Source organism: Pseudovibrio ascidiaceicola (assembly GCF_900114245.1).
GTDB lineage: Bacteria > Pseudomonadota > Alphaproteobacteria > Rhizobiales > Stappiaceae > Pseudovibrio > Pseudovibrio ascidiaceicola.
Window position 1 is genome coordinate 277,023 of sequence record NZ_FOSK01000006.1, and the last position, 18,634, is coordinate 295,656.

The 18,634-nt window shown below is 51.7% G+C and carries 19 protein-coding genes; 16 read left to right on the forward strand and 3 right to left on the reverse strand.

All coding sequences use genetic code 11. The features are described from left to right. Window positions 1–95 precede the first annotated feature (95 nt). From BM231_RS13540 to BM231_RS13550, 3 genes are all read left to right on the forward strand, one after another. Window positions 96–932, forward strand: a complete 837-nt coding sequence (locus BM231_RS13540; RefSeq protein ID WP_093520140.1) for a TIGR00282 family metallophosphoesterase — start codon at window positions 96–98, stop codon at window positions 930–932. 234 nt (window positions 933–1,166) lie between these two features. Continuing rightward, window positions 1,167–1,910, forward strand: coding sequence for a YebC/PmpR family DNA-binding transcriptional regulator (locus BM231_RS13545; protein ID WP_093520142.1), 744 nt, complete (start codon window positions 1,167–1,169; stop codon window positions 1,908–1,910). A gap of 160 nt (window positions 1,911–2,070) precedes the next feature. Then, the gene (locus BM231_RS13550; protein ID WP_093520267.1) at window positions 2,071–2,655 is read left to right on the forward strand and encodes a hypothetical protein; all 585 of its coding nucleotides are present in this window, start codon (window positions 2,071–2,073) and stop codon (window positions 2,653–2,655) included. Window positions 2,656–2,659: 4 nt separating this feature from the next. Here the strand turns inward: BM231_RS13550 and BM231_RS13555 are convergent, their stop codons facing one another. The 3 genes from BM231_RS13555 to BM231_RS13565 all read right to left on the reverse strand — a co-directional run bounded on the left by BM231_RS13555 (window position 2,660) and on the right by BM231_RS13565 (window position 4,990). Further along, window positions 2,660–3,157: an Lrp/AsnC family transcriptional regulator gene (locus BM231_RS13555; protein ID WP_063312764.1), complete on the reverse strand. Its 498-nt coding sequence runs from the start codon at window positions 3,155–3,157 to the stop codon at window positions 2,660–2,662. 128 nt (window positions 3,158–3,285) lie between these two features. Beyond that, a complete protein-coding gene (locus tag BM231_RS13560) occupies window positions 3,286–4,047 on the reverse strand; it encodes a sulfite exporter TauE/SafE family protein (protein ID WP_208860347.1) in 762 nt (253 codons plus the stop codon). Window positions 4,048–4,234: 187 nt separating this feature from the next. After that, entirely contained in the window at window positions 4,235–4,990 is a 756-nt protein-coding gene (locus BM231_RS13565; protein ID WP_093520144.1) for a sulfite exporter TauE/SafE family protein, read from the reverse strand. Window positions 4,991–5,113: 123 nt separating this feature from the next. Here BM231_RS13565 and ruvC point away from each other — a divergent pair, with 123 nt between their 5' ends. The 13 genes from ruvC to glmM all read left to right on the forward strand — a co-directional run bounded on the left by ruvC (window position 5,114) and on the right by glmM (window position 18,427). Beyond that, complete coding sequence (gene ruvC / locus BM231_RS13570; protein ID WP_084403842.1) at window positions 5,114–5,635, forward strand: crossover junction endodeoxyribonuclease RuvC; 522 nt, start codon at window positions 5,114–5,116, stop codon at window positions 5,633–5,635. Further along, a complete protein-coding gene (gene ruvA, locus BM231_RS13575) occupies window positions 5,632–6,246 on the forward strand; it encodes a Holliday junction branch migration protein RuvA (RefSeq protein WP_063312762.1) in 615 nt (204 codons plus the stop codon). Before ruvC ends, ruvA begins: the two co-directional genes overlap by 4 nt. Next, complete coding sequence (gene ruvB / locus BM231_RS13580; protein WP_063312761.1) at window positions 6,246–7,292, forward strand: Holliday junction branch migration DNA helicase RuvB; 1,047 nt, start codon at window positions 6,246–6,248, stop codon at window positions 7,290–7,292. The genes ruvA and ruvB overlap by 1 nt, the downstream gene beginning before the upstream one ends. Before the next feature lie 9 nt (window positions 7,293–7,301). After that, window positions 7,302–7,763 (forward strand): tol-pal system-associated acyl-CoA thioesterase, encoded by a 462-nt coding sequence (gene ybgC, locus BM231_RS13585; protein WP_063291531.1) that lies wholly within the window; start codon window positions 7,302–7,304, stop codon window positions 7,761–7,763. A gap of 245 nt (window positions 7,764–8,008) precedes the next feature. Further along, window positions 8,009–8,794, forward strand: a complete 786-nt coding sequence (tolQ, locus tag BM231_RS13590) for a protein TolQ (RefSeq protein ID WP_063291532.1) — start codon at window positions 8,009–8,011, stop codon at window positions 8,792–8,794. Window positions 8,795–8,797: 3 nt separating this feature from the next. Then, window positions 8,798–9,256, forward strand: coding sequence for a protein TolR (tolR, locus tag BM231_RS13595; RefSeq protein WP_057461980.1), 459 nt, complete (start codon window positions 8,798–8,800; stop codon window positions 9,254–9,256). A 6-nt stretch (window positions 9,257–9,262) separates the two neighbouring features. Further along, window positions 9,263–10,198: a cell envelope biogenesis protein TolA gene (locus BM231_RS13600; RefSeq protein WP_093520146.1), complete on the forward strand. Its 936-nt coding sequence runs from the start codon at window positions 9,263–9,265 to the stop codon at window positions 10,196–10,198. Between the two features lie 55 nt (window positions 10,199–10,253). Then, window positions 10,254–11,591 carry a Tol-Pal system beta propeller repeat protein TolB gene (gene tolB, locus BM231_RS13605; RefSeq protein ID WP_063291572.1) on the forward strand — a complete coding sequence of 446 codons (1,338 nt, stop codon included), beginning with the start codon at window positions 10,254–10,256 and terminating at the stop codon, window positions 11,589–11,591. A 141-nt stretch (window positions 11,592–11,732) separates the two neighbouring features. Next, window positions 11,733–12,215: a peptidoglycan-associated lipoprotein Pal gene (gene pal, locus BM231_RS13610; protein ID WP_093520148.1), complete on the forward strand. Its 483-nt coding sequence runs from the start codon at window positions 11,733–11,735 to the stop codon at window positions 12,213–12,215. Window positions 12,216–12,433: 218 nt separating this feature from the next. Further along, complete coding sequence (gene ybgF, locus BM231_RS13615) at window positions 12,434–13,321, forward strand: tol-pal system protein YbgF (RefSeq protein ID WP_093520150.1); 888 nt, start codon at window positions 12,434–12,436, stop codon at window positions 13,319–13,321. Next, window positions 13,305–14,630, forward strand: a complete 1,326-nt coding sequence (gene tilS / locus BM231_RS13620; RefSeq protein WP_159437965.1) for a tRNA lysidine(34) synthetase TilS — start codon at window positions 13,305–13,307, stop codon at window positions 14,628–14,630. Before ybgF ends, tilS begins: the two co-directional genes overlap by 17 nt. 270 nt (window positions 14,631–14,900) lie before the next feature. Next, window positions 14,901–16,823 carry an ATP-dependent zinc metalloprotease FtsH gene (gene ftsH / locus BM231_RS13625; RefSeq protein WP_093520154.1) on the forward strand — a complete coding sequence of 641 codons (1,923 nt, stop codon included), beginning with the start codon at window positions 14,901–14,903 and terminating at the stop codon, window positions 16,821–16,823. 254 nt (window positions 16,824–17,077) lie between these two features. Next, the gene (glmM, locus tag BM231_RS13630; protein WP_093520156.1) at window positions 17,078–18,427 is read left to right on the forward strand and encodes a phosphoglucosamine mutase; all 1,350 of its coding nucleotides are present in this window, start codon (window positions 17,078–17,080) and stop codon (window positions 18,425–18,427) included. The last annotated feature ends 207 nt before the right edge of the window (window positions 18,428–18,634 follow it).

Sequence of the window (18,634 nt, forward strand, 5' to 3'; positions counted from 1 at the left end):
ATGCAGTTACGCGTCATGTTCTACGTTTTGTTTTGTGCGTGTCCTGATAGAAAGCCGAATGGGCGTTTCGGGGATACGTTTGAAAGGGTGTATAGATGCAGCTGCTGTTTCTTGGGGATCTTGTTGGGCGCGCTGGTCGCAATGCCGCGACTGACGAACTGCCTCAACTTGTTGAAGACAACCAATTGGATTTCGTCGTTGTGAATGGCGAAAACTCTGCAGCAGGCTTTGGTATCACCGAAGAAATTCTCGAAAACGTGCTGGATGCTGGTGCTGACGTTGTGACCACTGGTAACCACATTTGGGACCAGCGCGACACGCTTGTTTATATTGAGCGTCAGAACCGCTTGCTGCGCCCTGCAAACTATCCATCAGGAACACCGGGTAAGGGTGCAAACCTTTACCGTGCCAGAAACGGTGCTGACGTGCTGGTGGTGAATGTGATGGGCCGCGTTTATATGGATGCGCTGGATTGCCCGTTTGCCGCTATCGACAAAATTCTGGCTGACTGCCCGCTGGGCGCTATGGCTGATGCGATCATTATTGATATGCACGCCGAAGCGACCAGTGAAAAGCAGGCGATGGGCCACTTCTGTGATGGCCGTGCATCTCTGGTTGTTGGCACACATACGCACGTTCCGACTGCTGATCATCAGGTATTGGTGGGCGGTACGGCCTATATGTCCGATGCGGGTATGTGTGGCGATTACGATTCTGTTCTGGGTATGGATAAGGAAGAGCCAGTCAATCGCTTCCTGCGCAAAATGAATGGTGGCCGTTTTACACCTGCGCTGGGTGAGGCAACAATTTGTGGTGTTGCTGTTGAGACGGATGACCGCACTGGCCTGGCCAAGCATGTCTCTCCGGTCCGAATTGGTGGGCGTTTGTCGCAGATTATCCCACCATTCTGGCCAAGTGCAGCAAACAGCTGAGCCTGAATAAACGTCATGCTTACACGGTGATTGGCAGGGAAGAAGAAGGTCGGGACCTCTCTCGCAGTTTCTTGCTCTGGATTTTGTCGTGTAAGCGTCTTATAAGCTTTCATCAAATTTGCTCGACGTTTAGGCGACATGCGTGTCGGGGAGAGCGCTGTCCAAGCTATCAGCGGCTTGGTGAGCGCTCCTTTGAGCTTTAAGTTTTATTCTAAACACAAGCCGGGAAGACCTATGGCCGGACATTCAAAATTCAAAAACATCATGCACCGCAAAGGACGTCAGGATGCTGTGCGCTCCAAACTGTTCTCTCGCTTTTCCAAAGAGATTACAGTTGCTGCTAAAATGGGTGATCCTGACCCGGACAAGAACCCGCGCCTGCGCCTTGCTGTGCAGAACGCGAAGGCCCAGTCCATGCCGAAGGACAACATTGCCCGCGCGATTGCAAAGTCTCAGGCTGGTGAAGGTGCTGATTATACCGAGATTCGCTATGAGGGTTATGGTCCAGGCGGCACCGCGATTATTGTTGAAGTGCTGACTGATAACAAAAACCGCTCTGCAGCCAATGTGCGTTCCTACTTCACCAAATACGGTGGTTCCATGGGTGAAACAGGTTCTGTTTCCTTCATGTTCGATCGTGTTGGCGAGCTTGTTTACAAGCCTGAAGCTGGTGATGCTGACACAGTGATGGAAGCTGGCATCGAAGGTGGTGCCGATGATGTTGAGAGCGACGAAGATGGCCATACCATTATCTGCGCTTTCGAAGACATCTCCGAGGTTTCCAAAGCACTGGAAGAAGCGCTGGGTGAAGCTGAGTCTGTGAAGACCATCTGGAAGCCGCAGAACCTTGTAGAAGTGAACGAAGAGAAAGCTGGCACCATCATGAAACTGATGGATGCGCTGGAAGATGATGATGACGTTCAGAACGTCTTCTCTAACTTCGACATCTCAGAGGAAATCATGGCAAAGCTCGGCTAAGCCTGTTTCTGATTAAGTTTTCTAAAGGCGGTGCGTTTTGCGTGCCGCCTTTTTTGTTGCGTGTTTGCTTTGCGAGTGCGCCCCTGATTTCAATGGAGTTGGCTTAGTCGGGGCTCTGTGAAACCTTTTTGCGACCATGATCAGAGTTGAAGGCAAGTTCGTGAATGAGGAAAACGATAAGGTTCGCGTGATTGAGCATGCCATAGGCTCGGCATGGCGGTTACATTTGCTGGCGATTGCCTACGCGGCGCTGCTGGTTATCGGTGCCGTGCTGGAAACGCCTTCCGGTGTCTGGGAGGAGAGGGCGCCGTTGGTGGCGCGGATCTATGGCTTTTGCGTGCTAAGTGCACCGTATGTGTTGACGGTAGCTGGCTTGTTGACGGCGTTGTATCTGCGGCAGGCAGTGAATATTGCACGAACTATGAAAGAGCGCTGCCTGATTGCGACAGCGGCTATTTTGACCATGCCGATTAATGGTTTTCATAAGGGAGAGTGGTGGGTATCCCTGTGTTCAGTCACTGTGACCGTATTCCCACCTTTGCTTTACATCGGCCTTGCTTTGCTCGGGCAGCCCCTCTCCCTTATTGGACTGGGGCTTTGCGTTGGTGCTTACTTTTTCTGTCTTTTTCAAAGGCAGATGCTGCTCATCGCTCAAAACAGCAACTTCCTTCAGGACAGGATTTCCGAGCTGGTCAGTATGGCGCAGATCGTTACCGGTTCAGGTAAAAACGAGGACGCCTCGTGATTGATTAATCGTCGTCGATAATGGATTCTAGATGCTGTAATGGCAATGCGCCGTTTGCTTTGAGTGTGCGGATGGCAAAGTTGGACCGTACGTCCTCGACGCCGTCCAGTGACATCAAGAAATCTGAGAGGAAGACGTCATAGGCTTCCAGCGTTGGAACAACAATCTCAGCAAGGATATCGGATTGTCCTGAGACCAGATGACACGACACGACCTCTGGCTGAGAGGTGACGCGCTCAATGATCGACATGATCTGCGCTTTGCTCTGTTTGCCTACGCGCATTTCGACAAAGACCGTCATGCCAAGACCAACAGTCTTGCGGTTTACGGATGCCTGGTAGCCGTTGATCACGCCGCTGTCTTCGAGGTTTTTAACGCGGCGCAGGCATGGAGATGGGGACAGGGCGACCTTACCTGCCAACTCTACATTGGTCAGGCGGCCATCCTCCTGAAGATTTTTCAGGATTTCTAGGTCAATCTTGTCGAGCGATGTTTTTGGCATAAATCTGGTTTTTTCGTCTGTTTATAGGGATATTATTGCGGAAACTAAGGTGTTTTTCTTTGTTTCGCAAGATGTGTCGGTTGTTCTTGGCTTCTTGTGGCCGTTATCAACGCATGTCTGGTCTTAGTTCATCTGAGAATTCCATCCAAAATTGGCATGCTTGTGATGGCAGCTCCCAATATGAGTGAATAAGCGAGTGCACGGTACGAACGACCACTTGATCGTGAGAAGCCTTTGGCTCCCAAATAGATGCTCAGGCCATATGCCGGGCAGATCAGGAGTGAGAGGAGCAGCAGTTCCTGTGTGATCAGGCCATTCCACCAGAACGCCGCAAATGAGCCGAAACTGGTGAAGAAGAAGTAGGTGATCAGATTGGCGCGAATAACGCTGACGGGCAGGGGGCCTGACATCCAGTAGGTGATGACCGGAGGGCCAGCCAGTTGTGTCATGCCGCCGAGCAGGCCAGAAACTGCGCCTACACCGAAAGACGTGCGTTTGTTGGGTGCCTTGGTATAGCGCCAGCCTGAAATCAAAATGATAAGCAGGAGGAGGACCACCGCGGACAGAACCCAGCGTAATACGTAGGGATCGGCATTCGTGAGTACCCATGCTCCGATAGATACAGTGATCACTGCCCCACCTGCTGCGGGGAGAACCGTTCTCCAATCACAGATTTTGGTGGCAGAGACCACCATGGGCAGTGAGATTGTTGCATCGACCATGAGGAGGGAAGCCGCGGCCAGTTTTGGCTCCATAATAGCTGAGGCGATGGGCATGTAGATCATCGCGGCTCCGAACCCGGCAAACCCACGAGTCAACCCAGCGAGCGCTATGGTTGCGCACACCATCAAGAAGGTCGGGGATTCGAGTCCTGCGACGTCTGGGAGCATATATGCCTCTGCTGAGAAGATCGGTTTAAGGCTTCCTAGTTGTGCGGACTATAAGTTACGAAGGTGCCTTCCTCCAATCGGGACAATTGGCCGAATTGTCGAGAATTTCTCAATTACCCCCTTCAAGAGATGACAATCTGCCCGTTAGCCTTGTGAAACTGCGGGAAATTGGATGAGGCGGGTATGGTTAGAGGTCGTGGAAGAATGGCAGCGAAACGACTGCTGCGAGCAAGATGATGCCTTTTGCTGCCCATTTGAAATAGGTGGGAGGTGCGCTTTTGAAGGCTTTCGCACCAAACATAAGGCAGCCCAGATAGATTGGGCCTGCGATGATCAGGACCGGGATGAGCTCTTTTGTGAAAAGACCGTTGTAAGCGTAAGAGGCATAGGCGGAGACATCGGCTATCGCGATAAACACAATCATGTTGGCTCGAATTATGTTTTGTGGATGGGGGCCGGTGGCCCAAAGCGTGTAGATGGGGATGGACGGCATCTGACTGAAACCGCCAAGCAAGCCGGAGAGCGCACCGACACTGAGGTTTTGCTTGCGGCTGGGTTCCTCTGAATAGGTCCAGTTGGACATGAGGACGGCGAGTAGTGCGAGGACTACGATGGATATGCCCCAGTGCAGAATGATGGGTGGTGCGTTGGCGAGGATCCATGCGCCGACAGAGACAGCAAGGATCGCTCCAATGGCAGCAGGCACTACGCTTTTCCATCGGCAGAGCTTGGTTGCCGGAAAAATGAGCGGCAATGCGATGATGGTGTCGAGGATGAGAAGTGTAGCCGCAGCGAGCTTTGGGCCGATGACCAGTGCGGCGAGCGGGATCCAGACCATGCCTGACCCAAAGCCAGCGAAACCACGCATTAGACCGGCCAGAAGGATGGCTCCTGCGACTAAGGACAACTGCAAGGCTGAGTGGGCGTACAAGGCTTCAATCATTGCGGGTCCTAATCTGCAACTGACGCAGGAACGCGTGGATTACTCCTGAATTTTAGCGGATTAGGCGATTGGTTGAGGTTACTGGCTAGCGTCTTCGGAGATTTTTCGTTACCGGTTTGTTCTATGGATCATTCAATTCGAATCATGGGTGTTGACCCTGGTCTCAGGAACACTGGTTGGGGCATTATTGATGCCAAAGGTAATCGCGTCAGCTTCATCGGGAGCGGCACGATACAATCCAACAACAAGTACTCTCTCGCAGAACGTCTCAAGCAGCTGTACACTGGCTTGCAAGAAGTGATTGAACGCTTTGATCCTTCTGAAGCTGCGGTTGAGAACACGTTTGTGAACAAGGATGCAGGGGCTACGCTTAAACTGGGACAGGCGAGGGGGATCGCTCTGCTTGTGCCATCTCTGCACAATCTCGTGGTTTCAGAATATGCTCCGAACCTGGTGAAAAAGACCGTGGTGGGAACCGGGCATGCGGAAAAAGAGCAAATCCGTATGATGGTGAAGGTGTTGATGCCGAAGGCGACGTTTAATTCGGACGACGCGGCGGATGCGCTGGCGATTGCGATCTGCCATAGTCATCACCGGGGTAGTGTAACGGGCCGTCTGGCCGCAGCGGAGGCGCGTTTGAAATGATCGGGAAACTCAAGGGTATCGTCGACAGTTACGGCGATGATTTCGTCCTGCTGGATGTGCAAGGTGTTTGTTATCAGGTGCATTGCCCCTCTCGTGTGCTGCAGCAATTGCCGCGCGTAGGCGAAGCCGCTGTGCTGGCTATTGAGACCATGGTGCGTGAGGACATGATCAAGCTCTTCGGTTTTTCCGAGGACAGCGAGCGTGAGTGGTTCCGCATTCTCATGACTGTTCAAGGTGTTGGTGCGAAGGTTGCGCTGGGCATTTTGGGCATCATGCGGGCGTCTGAAGTGGCGAATGCGATTGCGCTGGGCGATAAGACTGCGATTACACGGGCGCCGGGTGTTGGTAAGCGCGTGGCAGAACGTATCGTGACAGAGCTGAAAGACAAGGCGCCTGCCTTCGCTTCTGTTGAAGATGACACCATTGCCGTTTCGCAAAGCGTTGCGGAAAATGTGGCGTCCCGGCCTGTTGCAGATGCTGTCTCGGCTCTTTCCAATCTCGGTTATCAGCCTGCACAGGCGTCCGCTGCTGTGGCAGCTGCTGTGAAAACGGCGGGTGAAGATGCGAGCGCTGAAAAACTTATTCGCCTCGGCCTTAAGGAACTTGCGTAATGAATGAGGGTGAGGATCGCCTTGTTACTCCTGAAATCCGGGGCGACGAGATTGATAGTGGCACGCGTCCGCAAACACTGGATGACTTTACCGGACAGGCGCAGGCGCGTGAAAACCTGAAGGTTTTCATTGGAGCGGCGAAAGCACGAAGTGAGGCGCTGGACCACGTGTTGTTTGTTGGGCCTCCGGGCCTTGGCAAGACAACACTGGCGCAGATTATGGCGCGCGAGCTTGGTGTGAATTTCCGTGCGACGTCTGGTCCTGTGATTGCAAAGGCAGGCGACCTTGCTGCGTTGCTGACCAATCTGGAAGATCGGGATGTTCTGTTCATTGACGAGATCCACCGTCTCAACCCTGCGGTTGAAGAGGTGCTGTATCCGGCAATGGAGGATTACCAGCTCGATCTCATCATTGGTGAGGGACCAGCTGCGCGGTCTGTGAAGATTGATCTGGCGAAGTTTACTCTGGTGGCTGCAACGACCCGTATTGGCTTGCTGACGACACCGTTACGTGACCGGTTTGGTATTCCTGTTCGGCTTGAGTTTTATACTCCAGAAGAACTGGAGCTGATTGTGAAGCGCGGCGCGCGGCTTTTGGGAATCGGCATGAGTGATGCTGGTGCACGAGAGATCGCCAAACGTTCCCGCGGGACGCCTCGTATTGCGGGGCGCTTGTTGCGCCGTGTGCGGGACTTTGCGATTGTGGCCGGGGATGCTGAGATTGATAATGGGCTCGCCGACAGGGCTTTGCGGCAGCTGGAAGTGGACAGCGCTGGTTTTGATAGTCTTGATCGGCGTTATCTGAAGCAGATAGCCCTGAACTTTGGTGGTGGACCAGTTGGGATCGAGACGATTGCAGCAGCTCTTTCTGAGCCACGTGATGCGATTGAAGAGATTGTTGAGCCCTACCTTATCCAGAATGGCTATCTACAACGGACACCACGTGGCCGAATTTTGACGCCAATCGCTTTTAAACACCTTGGTTTGGCGGTGCCTGATAATCCGAATGCACCTCAGATGGCTCTTTTTCAACACGCTGAAGACTGATCTGCAGATATGAACACTAAAAAAACTGAGGCAAATTGGCCCGATCTGACGGGACGAATTGACGGCAACGAACATATTTTGCCTGTACGTGTGTATTACGAGGACACCGATTTTTCCGGGGTCGTCTATCACGCAGCTTATCTGAAGTTCATGGAGCGCGGCCGCACTGAGCTGCTGCGTATGCGCGGTGTGCATCATCATGAGCTGGATTCAGGCATGCATGGGGAGCGTCTGGCGTTTGCTGTTCGTCATATGGACATTGATTTTCTCAAGCCTGCACGAATCGATGATGTGCTTGAAGTTCATACGGATATCAGTGAAGTGAAGGGTGTCCGGATGTTTATAAGCCAGAGAGTTATGCGTGGTGACGAAGTTTTGATCAAAGCACGTGTGACTGCTGTGGCTATTTCTGCAGACGGGAAACCACGCAGATTGCCCAAGGATCTAGTCGCCCAAATGAACGGCGAATAAGCGCAATAATCATCGCGAAAAATCACCAATATTCATTCAAAGTAAACGGGACTGGAAACCTTTTAATCCTTCAGTAACCTTAAACAGGTCTTTTCATTTATGCCTTCAATGCTGGCTGTAGTCGAAGTTTCGCCAAATTCGACAGGCAGGAAGGCTGCTAAATGTTTAATAGACTGGTTGTGTCCATGGCAGGGGTTCTACCGTGGACAGGTCTTTGGGTTATCAGGGCAAGAGGTCCTTATTACATGAACTCTAAGGTGATGAAACTCGTTGTGGCCATGAGCGCAGCGGCGGCTTTGTTGACGCCATTGGCTGCAACGGCTCAGGACGTGCAATCTGTTGAGCTGGGTGCAGCTCCGGGTTCGGGCTTGTCCTACATTTCGTTGTTTCTGGAAGCAGACATCGTCGTCAAGATTGTAATGATCGGTCTGATCGCTGCTTCTGTCTGGAGCTGGGCGATTATCTTTGACAAGATTGTTCTATACGGTCGCTCTCGTCGCCAGATGAACCGTTTTGAGAATGTGTTCTGGTCCGGCCAGTCTCTCGAAGAGCTCTATAAGTCTTTATCCTCCCGCGCGAATAACGGCATGTCTGCATTGTTCGTGGCTGCGATGCGTGAGTGGAAGCGCTCTCATGAAGGCGATAAGCCTGCGATTGCCAGCTTGCAGCAGCGAATTGACCGTGTGATGGATTTGACCATCTCCCGCGAAGTTGAGCGCCTTGAAAAGCGCCTGTTGTTCCTTGCAACGATTGGCAGTGCGGCTCCATTTGTTGGCCTGTTTGGTACGGTGTGGGGCATCATGAATGCGTTTACGTCCATTGCGGCTTCCAAGAATACCAACCTTGCCGTTGTGGCTCCGGGTATCGCCGAGGCGCTGTTTGCGACCGGTTTGGGCCTGATTGCAGCTATTCCGGCGGTTATTGCTTACAACAAACTGCAGAGTGATTCCGGCAAGCTTGCCGCGCGTATGGAAGGCTTTGCAGACGAGTTTTCCGCCATTTTGTCTCGCCGCATTGATGAGCGAGGATAACCCATGGGTATGAGCACTGGAGCAGCTGGTGGTGGTGGTCGTGCAGGTGGCAGACGTGGTCGCCGCAGGCATTCTCACGCACCGATGAGCGAGATCAACGTAACGCCGATGGTGGACGTGATGCTGGTACTGCTGATCATCTTTATGGTGGCAGCTCCCTTGCTAACTGTCGGCGTGCCGATTGACCTGCCTGAAACTCGCGCAAAAGCGATGGAGGGTGACACTGAGCCGATAGCGATTTCGGTGAAGTCCGATGGGGGCGTGTTCATTCAGGATACCGAGATCCCTATCGATGAGTTGATCGCGAAACTCGGTGCGATTGCCGAGAATGGTTACAACGAGCGTATTTACGTGCGTGGTGATCAGGATGCTGATTACGGAATCATCATGAAAGTTATGGGTCGCATCAATGCAGCTGGATACAAGCGCATTGGGCTCGTCACTCTAGAGGAGCAGGGTTAACCGGGAATGCGTGCAGGCCTTATCGCATCGCTAATTGTTCACGTGGTCGTGCTTGTTGCCGGAGCGGTTTCGCTTAACTTCGGCAAAGAGCTGAACACTGCCCCGGTGGATTCACTGCCCGTGGATCTTGTGCCTGTGAGCGAGCTGACAAAGCTGCAGCTGGGCACAAAAGAAGCGAAGGAAATCAAAGAGGCTGCTTTGCAGCCGACCAAGAAGCCTGCAGAAAAGCCAGAACCGGAGAAAAAGACCGGTGAAGCTAAGAAAGAGGTGAAGAAGGTTCAGGAAGCGAAGAAGGAAGTGCAGCAGGCTGAAACACCGCCGCCGCCACCAGAACCAGCTGAACCAGAGCCAGCTCCAAAGGAGGTGCCAAAAGAGAAGGCGCCTGTGGAGACTGCAGAACTTGGTCCTGAAATAGAAAAGACAGAAAAGCCAAAGCAGGTCGTTAAAGTTCGTCCACGTTCCAAGCCCAAGCCTCCAGCGCGCCCTAAAGCGCCGAAGAAGGAAGAGCCGAAGAAGAAGGAAGACTTTAACTCGAAGATGGCGGCTTTGCTGAACAAAACGAATGCGAAGTCGAGTGGGACTGCAAAGTCTGCCAAGCCGGCTTCTCTTGGATCCGAATTGGGTCAGACCAACGTGAAGATGAGCCAGTCTGAACTGGATGCGCTTCGCGGGCAGGTCGCCCGGTGCTGGAACCCGCCTGTGGGTGCAGCTGGTGCTGAAGATCTGACCGTTCGTCTGCAATTCAACCTGAGCCGTACTGGTGAAGTTGAAGGGCAGATGAAGGTTCTGAATTCCAGCAGTAACCCAACATTCAGAGCTGCTGCAAGCAGTGCAGAACGCGCGGTCTATCGCTGCGGTCCGTATTCTCTGCCAGCAGCTAAATATGATGCATGGAAAACCGTCATCTTGAATTTTGATCCTCGCGACATGCTTGGATACTAGGTATTGAGATTGAAAGGAGCTTAGGTCTATGTCCTTTGTGATGGGGCTTAACCCAATGCGTACAACAGGAGTCAAGCAGCTATGGCGTCATGCATGTCGCCTTGTGGCTGCTGCTGTTACTGTTGCTGCGATCTCTCAACCTGCATATGCCCTGATTGAGCTTGATATTACTCAGGGCAACGTTGAACCTATGCCGATTGCAATTTCTCCCTTTGCAGGTTCCGGCTTGCAGGAAGACGTAGCAGGGCAGATTTCTCAAGTTGTTGCAGCGGATTTGCAGCGCTCGGGCTTATTCCGCCCGATTGATCCGACAGCGCATATTCAGCAGGGAATGAATGTGGGCACCATGCCGCGCTTTGGCGATTGGAGAACCATTGGTTCTCAGGCTTTGGTGACTGGTTCTATCGCGCAGCAGGCAAACGGACAGATCCGGGCAGAATTTCGTTTGTGGGATGTGTTTGCCGGTCAGCAGTTGATTGGCCAGCAGTTCTTCACCACACCAGAAAACTGGCGCCGTCTGGCACACATCATTTCCGACGCGGTTTACCAGCGTTTGACTGGTGAAAAAGGTTACTTCGATACCCGCGTGGTCTTTATTGATGAAAGCGGACCGAAGGATGCGCGCCGTAAGCGCCTGGCGATTATGGATCAGGATGGCGCGAATGTTCGCTATCTGACTCGTGGTGATGACCTTGTGCTGACACCTCGGTTCTCTCCTGTCTCTCAGGAAGTGACCTACATGTCTTATGTAGGCGGTAATCCGCAGGTTTACCTGTTCAACATTGAAACCGGGCAGCGTGAGGTTCTTGGAAACTTCCCAGGTATGACGTTTGCGCCGCGCTTCTCTCCTGATGGTCAAAAGGTCATCATGAGCTTGCAGCAGGGCAGCAATGCGAACCTTTATCTCATGGATCTCCGGACACGCCGGACTACGCGCCTGACCAATACAGCCGCTATCGACACCAGTCCTTCTTTCTCTCCGGATGGAAGTCAGGTGGTGTTTGAAAGTGACCGTGGCGGTTCTCAGCAGCTTTATGTGATGAACTCAAATGGAAGCGGTGCGACACGCATATCCTTTGGGCCAGGACAGTATTCAACGCCTGTGTGGTCGCCGCGCGGTGATTTGATTGCCTTTACTAAGGTGCATCAGGGGCGCTTCATGATTGGTGTTATTCGCCCAGATGGTAAGGGTGAGCGTATTCTCACTGAAGGCTATCACAATGAGGGACCAGCCTGGTCTCCAAACGGACGTGTACTGACGTTCTTCCGCGATACTGTGGGCGAGCAGGGTGGTCCTCAGGTCTGGACAGTTGACCTGACCGGCTATAACGAACAGCTGGTTCAGACGCCAAACTTTGCTTCAGATCCGGCGTGGTCTCCGTTGCTCGACTAACCATGAAACTGAGACCCCCAATTTCTCGCGGGAAATTGGGGTCATTAGCACTTCATTAACCAATAAATTCAAGTTACCCTTAACCAAGTTGGTCTAGGGCTTTTTTAACCCTCGGGGTTTGAGGGACAGGAGATTCTATAAATGTCAAAGACGCTGTTCGCGCGCGGAGCGCGTTTCGCCGCTGTGGTGGCTGTGTGTCTCGTCGCAGCAGCTTGTTCGCAGACACGCCCTGAACTGACCAGTGGCAATAGTTCTGTTGCAGCTGGCTCTGGACAGGACTTCGTTGTGAATGTTGGGGATCGTGTATTCTTCCTCAACAACCAGAGCTCCCTTGATGGTTCTGCTCGCGCAGTGCTGGACAAGCAGGCTCAGTGGCTGCAACACTATAAAAACTACTCAATTACGATTGAAGGTCACGCTGACGAGCGCGGCACCCGCCAGTACAACATTGCACTGGGTGCGCGACGTGCAGCTGCAGTTCGAGAATACCTTGTTGCAAAAGGCATTAGCCCAACTCGCATCAAAACACTCTCCTACGGCAAAGAGCGTCCGGTTGCGGTTTGTAATGCGGCTTCTTGCTGGAGCCAGAACCGTCGTGCTGTGACAGTTCTGAGTGGTCAGTAATTGAGTTTGACTTGCTGATATCTAGAAAAGGCTTCCCTAATTTGGGGGAGCCTTTTTTGTTGAAACTCCTGCAAACTTGTAGGAGAACGGAAATTGGTCGGGGAGAAGCCGCAAATAGGAGAGAAACACTGAATGTGTGCCCTATTTTCGTCTTTTCCTCTTGCCAAGAGATGAGAAATTCCGACCCGGCCCCTGAAGGGTGTCTCAGGAGATAATTGATGGCTCTTTACCGACGTATTGCAACAAGCTTTGTTGTTCTTGCGCTTGTAACCTCTACAAGTTTACCTGCATCTGCGCAGCTTTTTGGTTCATCTAAGAATGATGAGACCGCTCAAAATACTGCCCGTCTTGGTCAACTTGAGGAGCAGGTTCGCTTGCTGACAGGCAAGGTTGAAGAGCTAAATCATAAATTGCGTCTGACTGAAGATGCGCTACGGCGTTCTCAGGAGGACGTTGAGTACCGCCTGCAGCAGTTGGAAAATCCAGGTCAGACACCTCGTGTTGTCCAGCCTCCAGTTGTCCAGCAACCAAGCACGACAGCCCCGGCGAACCGAAGCCAGCAGCTTTCAACACTGAACACGCCTGCTCAGGGAACGAACAGCGGTCCATTGGATCTTTCTCAGATTGCACGCGGCAACAACGCTGCGCCCACTGGTTCAACACTTGCACCAAGTTCTGGCTCTCTTCAGTTTTCTGGTAGTGTGAATGAACTGCTGAGCGGTGACCCGCAGTCGGACTACAATGCGGTTTATGGCTTGATGGTTGGTGGCAACTACCCTGCTGCTACTGAGGGCTTTGATACGTTCCTTGGCATGTATCCTGATCATGAGCTGACTGCGAATGCGCAGCACTGGCTTGGCGAAAGCCTGCTGGCTCAGCGTCAGTATGAGAACGCTGCACAAGCTTTTCTAAAAAGCTATACTGATTTTCCTGAGAGTGAACTGGCTCCTGAAAGCTTGCTGAAATTGGGGACTGCCCTTACAGGTATGGGGAATGCGCCCGCTGCTTGTGAAACCTACGAGCAGCTTCTCGCCAATTTCCAGTTTGCAGCCCCTGCTGTGCTGGAGCAGGCCAAGGTTCAACAGAAACGTGACAACTGCCTCTAATCAAGTTGCTCTCTTTTCTTCCGAAGAGCTGAATGAGCTTTTCGGAGAGTATAAGTCTTTCCGCCGGATCGCCGTTGGTGTGTCCGGCGGTGCTGATTCTATGGCGCTGCTTTACCTCTTGAAGCAGTGGACGCAGGAATTGGGGTTTTCTGCGCCTGAACTTTACGCTCTCACCGTCAATCATGGTTTGCGTGCTGAGGCTGCCGGTGAAGCTTCTGGCGTCGCGCAGTATTGTACGCGTATTGAAGTGCCACATGAGACACTGCATTGGGTTGGTGAGAAGCCGTCTTCAAACATTCAATCAGAAGCGCGAGATGCACGTTATGCTCTTTTGCGGCAGGCTGCCGAAGATCACGGATGTGAGGCGCTCTTTCTAGCACATCATCTGGAAGATCAGGCAGAAACGTTTTTGACGCGTCTGGCGCGGGGCAGTGGGGTTTATGGGCTTGCGTGCATTCGTAAGGACCGAGAGATAGACGGATTTCAGATCTGCCGTCCACTGCTCGAAACCAGCAAGGTTCGGCTTAAGTCGCTTTTGCATTCTGCCCAGGTGCCATGGTTTGAAGATCCATCTAATGAAGATGAGCAGTTCACCCGTGTAAAATTTCGGCAAGCGCAGCAGGAGCTTGACGAACTTGGGCTGACTGCGGCGAAGCTTTCCGACACGGCGCGACGCATGTCCCGTGCTGCTGATGCAATTGATGTGTGGGTGGATGAAGTTGCTGAGAAGTCCTGTACGTTTCACAGTGCTGGGCCCGTCCGTTTTGACAGTTCGTGCCTAGAGTACATTCCCGATGAGATCGGCTTGAGGTTGGTTGGACGTCTTGTACGCTACATCTCCGGTGCTCCTTACATGCCGCGCCTTGCCAAGCTTGAAGGGCTTTACGAGACCTTGAAAGCAGAGGATGGAAGCCGAGCGGCCACTCTTGGCGGGGTTCGGTTTGCGCTGGCAAAACCGCATGACGAATCCATTTGGTTTTGCTTTCGAGAGGCCGGTAGAGCTGGCTTGCCAGAGATTGAGGTTAAGCCGGGAGATGAGGGAATATGGGATGATCGCTGGCGTTATAAAGCGGCGCATTCTGCGGAAAGTTTCAAAATCACTTATGTTCAAAAAGAGCTGTGTGGAGATTTTGAGCTAGAAATTCCCGCTAACTGGCTGAAAACAGCATTTCTGACAGCTCCGCTTATTGTTTTTGCTGGTGGGGTATCCTACATGCCTTGGAAGAAGATTGGTCGAACAACAGCTGATGCTGAGGTAAGATCGAGGACCTACGGAATTTCGATGGTCCCAGTGAGCAGAACATTTTGAATAAATCTTGGTTTTGCTGGCGTTCTGTTAAATCTATGCATTTATGCTTTAGAGGAATGCAACTTGAACGTCTGGGCTGGTAAAGTCGGAATTAACGGAGCATCAATCCTGAATTTTCAGGGGTAACCGGCAAAATTCCGTTGGCCTTAAGAAAACTGAGAAAGAATCTGTGTCATTCTCAGGAAAACGTAGAAAGCCCATTAGGGCTCGCTATGATCTTGACAGAGACACGTGCGAGGATCGCCGCCACCTTGCGGTAAAGGGATCGAAATGAACACCAATTTCCGGAATTTTGCCCTCTGGGTGATTATCGGTCTGTTGCTGATAGCGCTGTTCCAGCTCTTTCAGAATCCGACCTCACGAAGCAACACTAATGAAATTGCTTATTCTCAGTTTATCAATCAAGCTGAGCAGGGCGATATCCGTGAGGTCACGATTCAACAACAACAGATTACCGGCAAATACAGCAATGGCGGTACTTTCCAGACCTATGCGCCTAGTGATGCCAAATATGTTGATGTGCTGCAAACCAAAGGCGTTTTGATTAACGCAAAGCCACCTTCCGAGAGTTTCTCTCTCTTTGGAGCCTTGATTTCATGGCTACCAATGCTGTTGATCCTCGGTATCTGGATCTTTGTGATGCGTCAGATGCAAGGTGGTGGTGGCAAAGCTATGGGCTTTGGTAAGTCTAAAGCGAAACTGCTGACCGAGTCTTCTGGCCGTGTGACGTTTGAAGACGTCGCAGGCATTGATGAAGCGAAGGAAGATCTTCAGGAGATTGTTGAGTTCCTGCGTGACCCGCAGAAATTCCAGCGTCTTGGTGGTCGTATTCCTCGCGGCGTGCTGCTGGTTGGCCCTCCTGGTACTGGTAAAACCCTGACTGCACGAGCAGTGGCGGGTGAAGCAAACGTACCGTTCTTCACCATTTCCGGTTCTGACTTCGTTGAAATGTTTGTTGGTGTTGGTGCTTCTCGTGTTCGTGACATGTTCGAACAGGCGAAGAAGAACTCTCCATGCATTATTTTCATCGATGAGATTGATGCTGTTGGTCGCCATCGTGGTGCTGGCCTTGGCGGCGGTAACGATGAACGCGAACAGACCCTCAACCAGCTCCTTGTTGAGATGGATGGTTTTGAGGCAAATGAAGGCGTGATCATCATCGCGGCGACCAACCGTCCTGACGTGCTTGATCCTGCGCTTCTGCGTCCGGGTCGTTTTGACCGTCAGATTGTTGTGCCAAATCCAGACGTTACTGGCCGTGAAAAGATCCTCAAAGTTCACATGCGTAAAGTGCCTTTGGCTCCAGATGTAAACGTGCATACACTTGCTCGCGGAACGCCTGGTTTCTCTGGTGCTGACTTGATGAACCTTGTGAATGAGGCTGCGCTTCTTGCTGCGCGCCGCTCCAAGCGTCTGGTCACCATGGCTGAGTTTGAAGATGCTAAAGACAAGGTGATGATGGGTGCGGAACGTCGTACGCTTGTCATGACAGAAGAAGAAAAGAAGCTGACTGCTTATCACGAAGCTGGACATGCACTGGTTGCGATGCACATGCCTGCATCTGATCCGGTTCACAAAGCAACTATTATTCCACGCGGTCGTGCGCTGGGTATGGTGATGCGGTTGCCAGAGAAAGATCAGGTTTCTCTGACCCGTGCGAAGTGTAAAGCTGACCTTGCTGTTGCCATGGGTGGCCGTGTTGCTGAAGAAATGATCTTCGGCTATGAGAAGGTTACTTCAGGTGCTTCCGGCGATATCCAGATGGCAACCAAGCTTGCGAAGGCTATGGCGACGCAGTTTGGTATGTCCGATAAGCTTGGCCCGTTGCTTTATGGCGAGAACCAGGAAGAGGTCTTCCTTGGTCACTCTGTAGCGAAAAACCAAAATGTTTCTGATGAAACTCAGAAAATGGTTGATGCTGAAGTAAAGAGCTTTGTTAATCAGGGTTATGAGACTGCAAACAAGCTACTACGTGAACACGAAGATCAGCTTCACCTGATTGCTCAGGGCTTGCTGGAGTATGAAACTCTCTCCGGTGATGAAATCCGCAAGATGCTTGATGGTGAGCAGCCTGTGCGTGATACCGGTGATGATAGTCCATCGACTCCGCGCTCTACTGGCGTGCCTACTGCTGGCGGAAAGAAGCACGGCGGTGAGGCTTCCGACGGGCTTAACCCACAGCCTCAGAGCTAACAGCCAGTCTTCTTGATGGTGCTTTAAAGAATAAAATGCCCGGCTGTTCAGTCGGGCATTTGCTATTGAGGCTCAACTGTTTGGCTTTTGTATGGGTGAAAATTCGGCTTTGCTGCTGCGTCACATTGCGGGTGAACCGTAATAATTGGACACATCATTTGACAGGACCAGGCAAGGGCAAGCGTGTATCACCATTTCAATTAGATTTATCGAGAGCGATACGCTCCGCATTTGAGAGTTCAGGGAAACATTAAATGTCGCGAAAATACTTTGGCACCGACGGAATGCGCGGTACTGCAAACAAGTGGCCAATGACCGCGGAAGTTGCGCTGAAGGTTGGAATGGCTGCTGGTGTGGTGTTCCGCCGTGGTAAATACCGGCACCGCGTGGTCATCGGCAAAGATACGCGCCTTTCTGGTTACATGTTTGAAAACGCACTTGTTGCTGGTTTTACTGCGATGGGCATGGATGTTTTTGTGCTTGGCCCTATGCCAACCCCAGCTGTTGCGATGCTGACGCGTTCGTTGCGTGCGGACATTGGTGTGATGATCTCTGCCAGTCATAACCCGTTTGAAGACAACGGTATCAAGTTCTTTGGTCCTGATGGGTTCAAGCTGTCTGATGAGGTTGAACTTCAGATTGAACGCCTCATCGATAGTGATATGAGCCAGAGTTTGCCGGCACCAGATACCCTCGGTCGTGCAACGCGCATTGATAGCATGAAAGATCGCTACATCGAGTTCGCCAAGCGCACTTTGCCACGTGACCTAAACTTAAATGGCATGCGCATTGTGATCGATTGTGCGAATGGTGCTGCCTATAAGGTTGCTCCAGAGATCCTTTGGGAGTTGGGTGCTGAAGTGTTCCCGTTGGGTGTTGATCCGGATGGATTCAACATCAACAAGGACTGTGGTTCCACTGCTCCTGAAGCGCTTGCGAAGAAAGTTCACGAAGTTCGGGCGGATATCGGGATAGCGCTGGATGGCGATGCAGACCGCGTGATCATCGTGGATGAGAACAGCAAGGTTGTTGATGGTGATCAGCTGATGGCAGTGATTGCTGAATCCTGGAAAGCAGATGGGCGTCTTTCAGCGCCTGGTATTGTTGCGACTGTGATGTCGAACCTCGGTTTGGAGCGGTTCCTGAAAGGTCTTGGTCTTTCTCTTGAACGTACCAAAGTTGGAGATCGCTATGTTGTTGAGCGGATGCGTGAAGGTGGCTTCAATGTAGGCGGGGAACAGTCCGGCCATATTGTGATGTCTGATTTTGGTACAACTGGTGATGGCCTTGTAGCTGCGCTGCAGATTCTTGCTTGCGTGAAGAAGACGAAGAAGCCGGTTTCAGAGGTTTGTAACCGATTCGTTCCAGTGCCTCAGATCCTTAAGAATGTGCGCTATGCGAGTGGTAAACCTCTCGAAGATAAGGCTGTTAAGGCGGTTATTAAGGCCGGAGAAGAGAAGCTTGGTAAACAGGGGCGCCTTGTTATCCGCGCTTCTGGAACCGAGCCACTTATTCGTGTGATGGGTGAGGCTGATGATGCAAACCTTCTCAACAAGGTGGTAGATAGCATCGTTGAGGCCGTTAAAAAGGCAGCGGCTAGCTAACTGAAATTATTTAATTTATCGAGTTTTGAGAGCGGGCATTTCATGATGTCCGCTTTCTTTGTTCTGAAATCTGCGGTGCGCATAAGTAAATGCAAATTAACTATCTGATATTTGCTTGATTCGTGCTTGTTAGTTGTTTGTTAATAATAAATATTAGGGTTAATAATACTGGTTAATTTATAGGTAATTCTTTCGCTGTAGAAAATG

Excerpts from the sequence above, each read along its gene's own strand:
- ruvB (WP_063312761.1), top strand. The coding sequence starts at position 6,246 with ATGAATGAGGGTGAGGATCGCCTTGTTACTCCTGAAATCCGGGGCGAC.
- pal (WP_093520148.1), top strand. The coding sequence starts at position 11,733 with ATGTCAAAGACGCTGTTCGCGCGCGGAGCGCGTTTCGCCGCTGTGGTG.
- glmM (WP_093520156.1), top strand. The coding sequence starts at position 17,078 with ATGTCGCGAAAATACTTTGGCACCGACGGAATGCGCGGTACTGCAAAC.
- ybgF (WP_093520150.1), top strand. The coding sequence starts at position 12,434 with ATGGCTCTTTACCGACGTATTGCAACAAGCTTTGTTGTTCTTGCGCTT.
- ruvA (WP_063312762.1), top strand. The coding sequence starts at position 5,632 with ATGATCGGGAAACTCAAGGGTATCGTCGACAGTTACGGCGATGATTTC.
- BM231_RS13540 (WP_093520140.1), top strand. The coding sequence starts at position 96 with ATGCAGCTGCTGTTTCTTGGGGATCTTGTTGGGCGCGCTGGTCGCAAT.
- BM231_RS13560 (WP_208860347.1), bottom strand. The coding sequence starts at position 4,047 with ATGCTCCCAGACGTCGCAGGACTCGAATCCCCGACCTTCTTGATGGTG.
- tolR (WP_057461980.1), top strand. The coding sequence starts at position 8,798 with ATGGGTATGAGCACTGGAGCAGCTGGTGGTGGTGGTCGTGCAGGTGGC.
- ruvC (WP_084403842.1), top strand. The coding sequence starts at position 5,114 with ATGGATCATTCAATTCGAATCATGGGTGTTGACCCTGGTCTCAGGAAC.
- ftsH (WP_093520154.1), top strand. The coding sequence starts at position 14,901 with ATGAACACCAATTTCCGGAATTTTGCCCTCTGGGTGATTATCGGTCTG.
- BM231_RS13545 (WP_093520142.1), top strand. The coding sequence starts at position 1,167 with ATGGCCGGACATTCAAAATTCAAAAACATCATGCACCGCAAAGGACGT.
- ybgC (WP_063291531.1), top strand. The coding sequence starts at position 7,302 with ATGAACACTAAAAAAACTGAGGCAAATTGGCCCGATCTGACGGGACGA.
- tolB (WP_063291572.1), top strand. The coding sequence starts at position 10,254 with ATGCGTACAACAGGAGTCAAGCAGCTATGGCGTCATGCATGTCGCCTT.
- BM231_RS13565 (WP_093520144.1), bottom strand. The coding sequence starts at position 4,990 with ATGATTGAAGCCTTGTACGCCCACTCAGCCTTGCAGTTGTCCTTAGTC.
- BM231_RS13555 (WP_063312764.1), bottom strand. The coding sequence starts at position 3,157 with ATGCCAAAAACATCGCTCGACAAGATTGACCTAGAAATCCTGAAAAAT.
- BM231_RS13600 (WP_093520146.1), top strand. The coding sequence starts at position 9,263 with ATGCGTGCAGGCCTTATCGCATCGCTAATTGTTCACGTGGTCGTGCTT.
- tolQ (WP_063291532.1), top strand. The coding sequence starts at position 8,009 with ATGAACTCTAAGGTGATGAAACTCGTTGTGGCCATGAGCGCAGCGGCG.